This window comes from Pseudomonas protegens, assembly GCF_003732485.1.
GTDB lineage: Bacteria > Pseudomonadota > Gammaproteobacteria > Pseudomonadales > Pseudomonadaceae > Aquipseudomonas > Aquipseudomonas protegens_B.
This window is the reverse complement of record NZ_MOAK01000032.1, coordinates 119,256-128,619: the sequence shown is the minus strand read 5'-3', so window position 1 is coordinate 128,619 and position 9,364 is coordinate 119,256. Positions and strand designations below refer to the sequence as shown.

Here is a 9,364-nt window from a genome sequence, read left to right as displayed (position 1 = left end):
GATGCCGTTGACCCACATCGAGGCGATGTAGAGCACGGTGCCGATGGTGGCGAGCCAGAAGTGGGTGTTGATCAGGCCGACGCTGTACATCTGCTCGCGACCGAAGACTTTCGGGATCAGGTGGTACAGCGCGCCGATGGAGATCATCGCCACCCAGCCCAGAGCGCCGGCGTGTACGTGGCCGATGGTCCAGTCGGTGTAGTGGGAGAGGGCGTTGACGGTCTTGATCGCCATCATCGGACCTTCGAACGTCGACATGCCGTAGAACGCCAGGGACACAACCAGGAAGCGCAGAATCGGGTCGCTGCGCAGCTTATGCCAGGCACCCGACAGGGTCATCATGCCGTTGATCATGCCGCCCCAGCTGGGTGCCAGCAGAACCAGCGACATCACCATGCCCAGGGACTGAGCCCAGTCCGGCAGAGCGGTGTAGTGCAGGTGGTGCGGACCGGCCCAGATGTACAGGGTGATCAGTGCCCAGAAGTGCACGATGGACAAGCGATAGGAGTACACCGGACGCTCGGCCTGCTTGGGTACGAAGTAGTACATCATCCCCAGGAAGCCCGCGGTCAGGAAGAAGCCCACGGCGTTGTGGCCGTACCACCATTGCACCATCGCATCGGTCGCACCGGCATACACCGAATAGGACTTGGTGAAGCTGACCGGCAGCTCCAGGTTATTGACGATGTGCAGGATGGCCACGGTGATGATGAAGGCGCCGAAGAACCAGTTACCCACATAAATGTGTTTGGTCTTGCGCTTCATCAGGGTGCCGAAGAACACGATGGCGTAGGCCACCCAGACAATGGTGATCAGGATATCGATCGGCCATTCCAGTTCGGCGTATTCCTTGGAGCTGGTGTAGCCCAGTGGCAGGCTGATAGCCGCCAAGAGGATGACCAGCTGCCAGCCCCAGAAGCAGAACGCGGCGATTTTCGGCGCGAACAACTGGGTCTGACAGGTGCGTTGCACCGAGTAGAACGAGCTGGCAAACAGCGCGCAGCCGCCAAAGGCGAAGATCACTGCGTTGGTGTGCAGCGGACGTAGACGGCCGAAGCTGGTCCACGGTAGGTCGAAGTTAAGTTCGGGCCAGACCAACTGGGCAGCGAGAAAAACCCCGAGCCCCATGCCGACGATGCCCCACACCACCGTCATAATGGCGAATTGGCGGACCACCTTGTAGTTGTAGGCGGTACTGATAGAAGTGTTCATGGTTCCCCATCCACGGTTCAGCTGAAGTGAAAGCGACTGCGCACGGCAAGGCGCGCTCACTTCTTCTGGAGTTATAGGCAGACTAAAAGCGAGGCAAGCATGAGCAATGAGCACAAGGCCAGTATTGACGGGGATCAATGGGCGCAGTGCGTGCGGGAGCGGGGCTGGTTGTGGGAGTTCGCACAGGAAGTCGAGGTGCAGTCGGCGCCGACCCTGATCCTCGCCCATGGCGCCGGTGCGCCCATGGACAGTGGGTTCATGAACGATATCGCTGTACGCCTTGCAGGGCATGGGGTGAACGTCTTGCGCTTCGAGTTTCCCTACATGGCCCAGCGGCGCCTGGACGGTGGCAAGCGGCCGCCCAACCCGGCACCCAAGCTCCTGGAGTGCTGGCGCGAGGTGCATGCCTTGGTGCGACCTTATGTCACTGGGGTTTTGGCGGTAGGCGGCAAGTCCATGGGCGGGCGGATGGCCAGTCTGCTGGCCGATGAGCTGGCTGCCGATGCCCTGGTGTGCCTGGGCTATCCCTTCTATGCCGTCGGCAAACCGGAAAAGCCGCGAGTGGTGCACCTGGCCGAACTGGCGACGCCGACCCTGATCGTGCAGGGCGAGCGTGACGCCCTGGGCAATCGTCAGGCAGTCGAGGCTTACGCGCTGGCACCCAGTATCGAGCTGTACTGGCTGACGGCCGCTGATCACGATCTCAAGCCCCTGAAGGCCTCGGGTTTCACCCATGAGCAGCATCTGGAATCTGCGGCGGTCAAGGTTGCTGCCTTCCTGCAAGCGCTGACCTGATCCTGTAGGAGCGAGCGGGCTCGCGAAGCGTTCATCCGGTCTTCGAATTTGTAGCGCGGTGAAGATTTATCGCGAGCAAGCTCGCTCCTACAGGTGTCCGGTGGGTTTGCGGGCATAAAAAAACCGGAAGCCTTGGCTTCCGGTTTTTTGTCGCCGGCACGGTGGGCTTAGCGGTTGAAACGCTCCACCAGCGAGTACTGCGTGTGCGCCGTGCGGGTCAGGGCTTCGCTGAGTTCGGCCGAGTGCTGGGCCTGCTCCGAAGTCTGGTCCGCCAGTTGCGCGATGGTGCTGATGTTGCGGCTGATCTCCTCGGCCACCGAGCTTTGCTCTTCGGTGGCGGCAGCGATCTGGGTGGTCATGTCGGTGATGTTGGCCACCGCTTCGCTGATGCCCACCAGTGCCTGGTCGGCTTCCAGCACCCGGGCCACGCCTTCTTCGGCCTGGCGATGACCGGCGTCCATGGTCTGCACGGCAGTGGCGGCGGTTTGTTGCAGCTTGGCGATCAGGGTATGGATCTGTCCGGTGGACTCGCTGGTGCGTTGTGCCAGTTGACGCACTTCATCGGCCACCACGGCAAAGCCGCGGCCCATTTCCCCGGCGCGGGCCGCTTCGATGGCGGCGTTCAAGGCCAGCAGGTTGGTCTGGTCGGCGATGCCCTTGATCACATCCACTACGCCGCCGATCTCGTCGCTGTCCTTGGCCAGTTGGGTCACGGTCAGGCCGGTCTCGCCCACCACCACCGACAGGCGCTGGATGGCTTCGCGGGTTTCCCCGGCGATATCCCGGCCACGACCGGTGAGGCGGTTGGCTTCCTGGGTAGCGTCGGCGGTGCGTTGTACGTGGCTGGCCACTTCCTGGGTGGTGGCGGCCATCTGGTTGACCGCTGTGGCCACTTGCTCGGTCTCGACCCGCTGACGTTCCAGGCCGCTGGAGCTGTTGTGGGCCAGGGTGTCGGACTGCCGGGCCTGTTCGTTGAGGTGCTCTGCAGTGTCCTGCAAGCGAGTCAGACAGGTTTTCAGGCGGGCTTCCTGGCTCAGAATCGACATTTCCAGACGCGCCTGGGCGCCACGGCTGTCGGTATACATCTGGGCGATCAGCGGATCGGAAGTGGTCTGTTCGGCCAGACGCAGCAGGCGCTTGAGGCCTCGTTGCTGCCAGCTCAGGCCCAACAGGCCCAGGGGCACCGAGAGGGCTGCGGCCAGGGCAAAACCCCAGTGGGAGTTGAGCCAGGCGCCGATCATGAAGCTCAGTTGACTGACCAGGATGAAGGGCAGCCAGTCCTGCAGCACCGGTAGCCACTTGTCCCGCTTGGGAATGGCCGACTTGCCAGCGTTGATACGCTGGTAAAGCGCTTCGGCGCGGCGTACCTGTTCGGCGGTGGGCTTGACCCGTACCGATTCGTAGCCCACCACCTGGTTGCCTTCGAACACTGGGGTCACATAGGCGTTGACCCAGTAATGGTCGCCGGTCTTGCAGCGGTTCTTGACGATGCCCATCCATGGCAAGCCTTGTTTCAAGGTGCCCCACATGTGCGCGAACACGGCCGCGGGCACATCAGGGTGACGGACCAGGTTGTGCGGCGCGCGAACCAGTTCTTCACGGGAGAACCCACTGATCTCGACAAAGGCATCGTTGCAGTAGGTGATCACGCCTTTGGCGTCGGTGGTGGAAATCAACCGTTGTTGAGCCGGGAAGGTACGTTCGCGCTGAGTGACAGGCTGGTTATTACGCATGGTTTTTCAATCCGCAAGGCTTTGATGAGTTGTCGGCCGCTTCAGCCGATTATTGAAATTATTTTTCAAAAATCGGCGCTGGGTCTCATTGGCAGAAGCTGTCGCTTGCAAAATGCGCCACCGAGGTTCCGGTGGCGTTGGCGAGGCGCTAATCATTGACCTTCTTCCTTGATAGTCAATTGTCCTGAAGTACTGGTTTTGACAACTTTTCGCTGGGTTATCCGGCGAGCATTGGATAGGTGAACAAGCCGAAATGCAGCAGATTGAGAGCAAAGTGCGTGGCGATTGCCGCGCCCAGGCCCCCAAAGCGATAGGCCAGACCGTAGCCGACCCCGGCGATGGCCGCCAGTAGGGTCCATTGCCAGCCGGCACCCAGGTGTACCAGGCCGAATAGCAGAGCCGCACACAGCAGGGCCAGGTTCTCGCCATAGGGGAGGGCCTTGAACCTCCGGCTCAGGCCGCCCTGGATGTAACCACGGAACAGCGCTTCCTCCACCAGGGTCACCAGCAACAGATTGTTCAGTACCCACAACCAGGCCTGATCCGGCCATTTCGGCGCCCAACTGATGATTCCCAGCAGCAATGCGCCTCCCAATGCGGCGACTGCGCACAACACCAGTGCCAGTGCCGTGGCGTAGAGCGACAGACGCAACGAGCGCCGACCGACGATCCAGGGGCAGACCAAGAGCAGCCAGAAGCCGATCAGCGGCTTGTCCTGATTCAGGTACATGGAGAAGGGCACGGCGTCGTCGGTAAAGCGCTGCGGATCAATGGCCCGGCCGTTGTAAAAGCCCGGCAGCCAGTGCATGGCCAGGGCCAGGGCAATGACCACGAACAGGCCGTGGCCCAGGTACTGGCCGATGCGGCTGCGTTGCTGGCGTACGGCGAATCCGGCGCAGAGCAGCAGGAAGATCGAGAGGGCGGCCAGCAGTCCCAGTTGCCCGTAGCTCAGAGCCAGTGCGTAGCCGATAGAAAGGAGTGCCAGATACATCCATGGCAAAGCGGTCATGTGGAATCCTTGTTGCAAAAGAAAGGGGTGCTGCAGAAACGTTGTTCAGCGCCGGATCTGTAGTCGCCATTGCGACCGGTGAGTCAGCTTCGGCGGGCGGCAAGTATAACCAGCTGAGTTTTGTACGACAGCCCGACGAAAAACACCGCCCTGAGGCGGTGTCTGGTTTCGTGGTGGATCAGGATGCAATCAGTTGGCGCAACACGTAGTGCAGGATCCCTCCGGACTTGAAGTACTCGACTTCGTTCAAGGTATCGATGCGGCACAGCACTTCGATTTTCTCCTGGCTGCCATCCTCGCGGGTGATCACCAGGGGCAGGTTCATCCGTGGAGTCAGTTCCACGTCGCTCAGGCCGAGGATGTCCAGGGTCTCCTTGCCGGTGAGTTTCAGGCTCTTGCGGTTCTGGTCGAGCTTGAACTGCAAGGGCAAGACCCCCATGCCCACCAGATTGGAACGGTGAATGCGCTCAAAGCTTTCGGCAATCACCGCCTTGACCCCCAGCAGGTTGGTGCCCTTGGCGGCCCAGTCACGACTGGAACCGGTGCCGTACTCCTGACCGGCGATGACCACCAGCGGCGTGCCCGAGGCCTGATATTTCATGGCCGCGTCGTAGATCGGCATTTTCTCGCCACTGGGGATGTAGAACGTATTGCCGCCTTCTTCGCCGCCGAGCATTTCGTTGCGGATGCGGATGTTGGCGAAGGTGCCGCGCATCATCACTTGGTGATTGCCCCGACGCGAGCCGTAGGAGTTGAAGTCCCGGGGTTCCACGCCCTTGTCCCGCAGGTAGCGCCCGGCCGGGCTGTCGGCCTTGATATTGCCGGCGGGAGAGATGTGGTCGGTGGTCACCGAGTCCCCCAGTAGCGCCAGTACCCGGGCACCGCTGACGTCCTTGATTTCCGGCAGGGGGCCGGCAATGTCGTCGAAGAAAGGGGGATGCTGGATGTAGGTGGAGTCGTCCTGCCAGACATAGGTGGCGGCCTGGGGCACTTCAATGGCTTGCCATTGGGCATCACCGGCAAACACCTCGGCGTATTCCTTGTGGAACATCCGTGTGTTGACCTGGGCCACGGCCTCGGCGATCTCCTTGCTGCTGGGCCATATGTCCCGCAGGTACACCGGCTGGCCATTCTTGTCTTGACCCAGCGGTTCGCTGCTGATGTCGATACGCACCGTACCGGCCAGGGCATAGGCCACCACCAGGGGCGGGGAGGCCAGCCAGTTGGTTTTGACCAGCGGGTGCACCCGGCCTTCGAAGTTGCGGTTGCCCGACAGCACTGAAGCCACGGTAAGGTCGGCTTGCTGGATGGCTTTCTCGATCGGCTCCTGTAGCGGACCGGAGTTGCCGATGCAGGTGGTGCAGCCATAGCCCACCAGGTCGAAGCCCAACTGGTCCAGGTAAGGCGTAAGCCCGGCGGCCTTGTAGTAGTCGGTGACCACCTTGGAGCCAGGAGCCAGTGAACTCTTGACCCAGGGCTTGCGTTGCAAGCCTTTCTCCACGGCCTTTTTCGCCACCAGCCCGGCCGCCATCATCACGCTGGGGTTGGAGGTGTTGGTGCAAGAGGTGATTGCAGCAATCACCACCGCACCGTTTTTCAGGCGGTAGGTCTGGCCTTCGTACTGGTAGTCGGTTTCTCCCACCAGATCGGCATTGCCCACGGCGACACCGCCGCCGCCCTCGCTTTCCAGGCGACCTTCTTCCTTGCTGGTGGGCTTGAACTGCAGGTCGAGGAAGTCAGTGAAAGCCTGGGCCACATTGGGCAGGGCAACCCGGTCCTGGGGCCGTTTCGGTCCGGCTAGGCTGGCTTCCACGGTGCCCATGTCCAAGGCCAGGCTGTCGGTGAATACCGGCTCCTTGCCCGGCAGGCGCCACAGGCCCTGGGCCTTGCTGTAGGCCTCGACCAGTTTCACCAGTTCGCTCGGGCGCCCGGACAGGCGCAGGTAGTCAAGAGTGATCTCGTCCACCGGGAAGAAGCCGCAGGTGGCGCCGTATTCCGGGGCCATGTTGGCAATGGTGGCGCGGTCTGCCAGGGGCAGGTCGGCCAGGCCATCGCCATAGAACTCGACGAACTTGCCCACTACGCCCTTCTTGCGCAGCATCTGGGTCACCGTCAGCACCAGATCGGTGGCGGTGATGCCTTCCTTGAGCTTGCCGGTGAGTTTGAAGCCGATGACTTCCGGGATCAGCATGGACACCGGTTGGCCCAGCATCGCCGCTTCTGCTTCGATCCCGCCCACGCCCCAGCCCAGCACGCCGAGGCCGTTGATCATGGTGGTGTGGGAGTCGGTGCCCACCAGGGTGTCGGGGAAGGCGTAGGTGCGGCCGTCCTCGTCCTTGGTCCAGACTGTGCGCCCCAGGTACTCCAGGTTGACCTGGTGACAGATGCCGGTGCCCGGCGGTACCACACTGAAGTTGTCGAAGGCGCTCTGGCCCCAGCGCAGGAAGGCGTAGCGTTCGCCGTTGCGCTGCATCTCGATGTCGACGTTCTGCTCGAAGGCGCTGCTGCTGGCGAACTTGTCCACCATCACTGAGTGGTCGATCACCAGATCCACCGGGGACAGCGGGTTGATCCGTTGTGGATCGCCACCGGCCTTGGCCATGGCGGCGCGCATGGCCGCGAGGTCGACCACGGCAGGCACGCCGGTAAAGTCCTGCATCAGGACGCGAGCGGGGCGGTATTGGATCTCCCGGTCGGAGCGACGTTCCTTGAGCCAGGCGGCGAGGGCCTTGAGGTCGGCGCCGGTGACGGTCTTGTCGTCTTCCCAGCGCAGCAGGTTTTCCAGCAGGACTTTCAGCGACATGGGCAGGGCGTCGATATCGCCCAGGCTCTTGGCGGCGTCCGGCAGGCTGAAATAGTGATAAGTCTTGTCGTCGACTTTTAGGGTTTTAAGGGTTTTCAGGCTATCGAGGGATGGCATTGAATGACTCCTTGTGGCCCGCACGGCTACGGGCCTGTGATACGGACAGAGAGTTAACCTAGCTCTGTTTGGGGCTTATAGCTAATCACTGGACTCCTGGGTTCAGTCCAAGGTTCCGAACTCGGTTATCATGCGCCGGTTTTCGTGACAGGCTTTGCTACAGGGCAGGTTTGCGCATCGATTCGTCGCCATTTGCCCAGGAGATTCAATGAACACCCTGTTTATCCATTGCCGGCCCGGTTTCGAGGGTGAAGTCTGCTCCGAGATCGCCGACCACGCGGCCCGGCTGAATGTTGCCGGTTATGCCAAGGCCAAACCCAGCACCGCCTGCGCCGAGTTCATCTGCACCGAGGACGACGGCGCCCAGCGCCTGATGCAGGGGCTGCGCTTTGCCGACCTGATCTTCCCCCGGCAGTGGGCCCGTGGCGGCTTCGTCGAGCTGCCGGAAACCGACCGCATCAGCGTGATCCTCGCCTCTCTGGCCCATTTCCCCCAGTGCGGCAGCCTGTGGCTGGAAGTGGTGGATACCAACGACGGCAAGGAGCTGTCGAACTTCTGCAAAAAGTTCGAAGGTCCGCTGCGCAAGGCTCTGACTGCTGCCGGCAAGCTGGTGGAGGATGCTGCCAGGCCGCGCTTGCTGTTGACCTTCAAGAGTGGGCGTGAAGTCTTTGTCGGGCTGGCGGATGCCGGTAATTCGGCCATGTGGCCGATGGGCATTCCACGGTTGAAGTTCCCGCGGGAAGCGCCAAGCCGTTCGACCCTGAAACTGGAAGAGGCCTGGCATCACTTCATCCCCCGGGATCAGTGGGACGAGCGTCTGCACAGCGACATGACCGGTGTCGACCTGGGTGCGGCGCCGGGCGGCTGGACCTGGCAGCTGGTCAATCGCGGCATGCTGGTGACGGCCGTCGATAACGGCCCGATGGCCGAAAGCCTGATGGACACCGGCCTGGTGCAGCACCTGATGGCTGACGGCTTTACCTTCAAGCCGCGGCAGCCGGTGGACTGGATGGTCTGCGACATCGTCGAGAAGCCGGCGCGCAACGCCGCACTGCTGGAAACCTGGATCGGCGAGGGTCATTGTCGCGAGGCCGTGGTCAACCTGAAACTGCCGATGAAGCAGCGTTACGCCGAAGTGAAGCGTTTGCTGGAACGTATTGAAGAGGGCTTCAAGGCGCGGGGGATTCGTGTGGCGATCGGCTGCAAGCAGCTGTATCACGACCGCGAGGAAGTCACTTGCCACCTGCGTCGCCTGGATGTGAAAAAGCCCAAATCGGCGTAGTACCCGCAACACCACCCGCTTTCTGTTAGGAGCCGGCTTGCCGGCGAAAAAGGCCCCACACCCGTGCAAGGCGTGAGGATGCCTTCGCTGGCAAGCCGGCTCCTACGGGAGGGCGGGGGGCGTGGAGCGACGGCAACAGATGACCGGATGGCGCCATTGCGCGACAATGGCCGCCTGTTTCAGGAGTGAACCATGAGTCAAATCATCGATACGCCGGTTGACGGCACCCTCGACGCCACCGGCCTCAATTGCCCCGAGCCGGTGATGATGCTGCACCAGCACATTCGTGACCTGCCCGCCGGCGGGCTGTTGAAAGTGATCGCCACGGACCCCTCCACCCGCCGCGACATTCCCAAGTTCTGTGTGTTCCTTGATCACGAACTGGTGGCGCAGCAGGAAGAGGCCGGCACCTA

Annotated in this window: 7 protein-coding genes; 3 read left to right on the top strand and 4 right to left on the bottom strand. The window is 61.9% G+C overall.

Going from position 1 to position 9,364, the window contains the following annotated elements; all coding sequences use genetic code 11:
- A partial coding sequence (gene ccoN / locus BLX41_RS05295; protein WP_123724047.1) for a cytochrome-c oxidase, cbb3-type subunit I occupies positions 1–1,212 on the bottom strand: 1,212 nt, incomplete at its 3' end.
- Between the two features lie 99 nt (positions 1,213–1,311).
- On the opposite strand from ccoN, the gene BLX41_RS05290 reads away from it, so the two are divergent.
- Positions 1,312–2,007, top strand: a complete 696-nt coding sequence (locus BLX41_RS05290) for an alpha/beta family hydrolase (protein WP_123724046.1) — start codon at positions 1,312–1,314, stop codon at positions 2,005–2,007.
- A 167-nt stretch (positions 2,008–2,174) separates the two neighbouring features.
- Here BLX41_RS05290 and BLX41_RS05285 read toward each other — a convergent pair whose 3' ends face one another.
- The 3 genes from BLX41_RS05285 to acnA form a co-directional block, all read right to left on the bottom strand.
- Positions 2,175–3,740, bottom strand: a complete 1,566-nt coding sequence (locus tag BLX41_RS05285; protein ID WP_123724045.1) for a methyl-accepting chemotaxis protein — start codon at positions 3,738–3,740, stop codon at positions 2,175–2,177.
- Between the two features lie 217 nt (positions 3,741–3,957).
- On the bottom strand, positions 3,958–4,749 hold the full coding sequence (locus BLX41_RS05280) for a CPBP family intramembrane glutamic endopeptidase (RefSeq protein WP_123724044.1): 792 nt from the start codon (positions 4,747–4,749) through the stop codon (positions 3,958–3,960).
- Positions 4,750–4,927: 178 nt separating this feature from the next.
- Positions 4,928–7,669 carry an aconitate hydratase AcnA gene (acnA, locus tag BLX41_RS05275; RefSeq protein ID WP_123724043.1) on the bottom strand — a complete coding sequence of 914 codons (2,742 nt, stop codon included), beginning with the start codon at positions 7,667–7,669 and terminating at the stop codon, positions 4,928–4,930.
- Between the two features lie 208 nt (positions 7,670–7,877).
- Here acnA and rlmM point away from each other — a divergent pair, with 208 nt between their 5' ends.
- A complete protein-coding gene (gene rlmM, locus BLX41_RS05270; RefSeq protein WP_123724042.1) occupies positions 7,878–8,951 on the top strand; it encodes a 23S rRNA (cytidine(2498)-2'-O)-methyltransferase RlmM in 1,074 nt (357 codons plus the stop codon).
- 192 nt (positions 8,952–9,143) lie between these two features.
- Positions 9,144–9,364: sulfurtransferase TusA (tusA, locus tag BLX41_RS05265; protein ID WP_123724041.1), on the top strand; the 221-nt coding region annotated here is incomplete at its 3' end.

What these genes read in the sequence shown, in the direction of transcription:
- BLX41_RS05290 (WP_123724046.1), top strand. Translation starts at nt 1,312, where the DNA reads ATGAGCAATGAGCACAAGGCCAGTATTGACGGGGATCAATGGGCGCAG.
- BLX41_RS05285 (WP_123724045.1), bottom strand. Translation starts at nt 3,740, where the DNA reads ATGCGTAATAACCAGCCTGTCACTCAGCGCGAACGTACCTTCCCGGCT.
- BLX41_RS05280 (WP_123724044.1), bottom strand. Translation starts at nt 4,749, where the DNA reads ATGACCGCTTTGCCATGGATGTATCTGGCACTCCTTTCTATCGGCTAC.
- acnA (WP_123724043.1), bottom strand. Translation starts at nt 7,669, where the DNA reads ATGCCATCCCTCGATAGCCTGAAAACCCTTAAAACCCTAAAAGTCGAC.
- rlmM (WP_123724042.1), top strand. Translation starts at nt 7,878, where the DNA reads ATGAACACCCTGTTTATCCATTGCCGGCCCGGTTTCGAGGGTGAAGTC.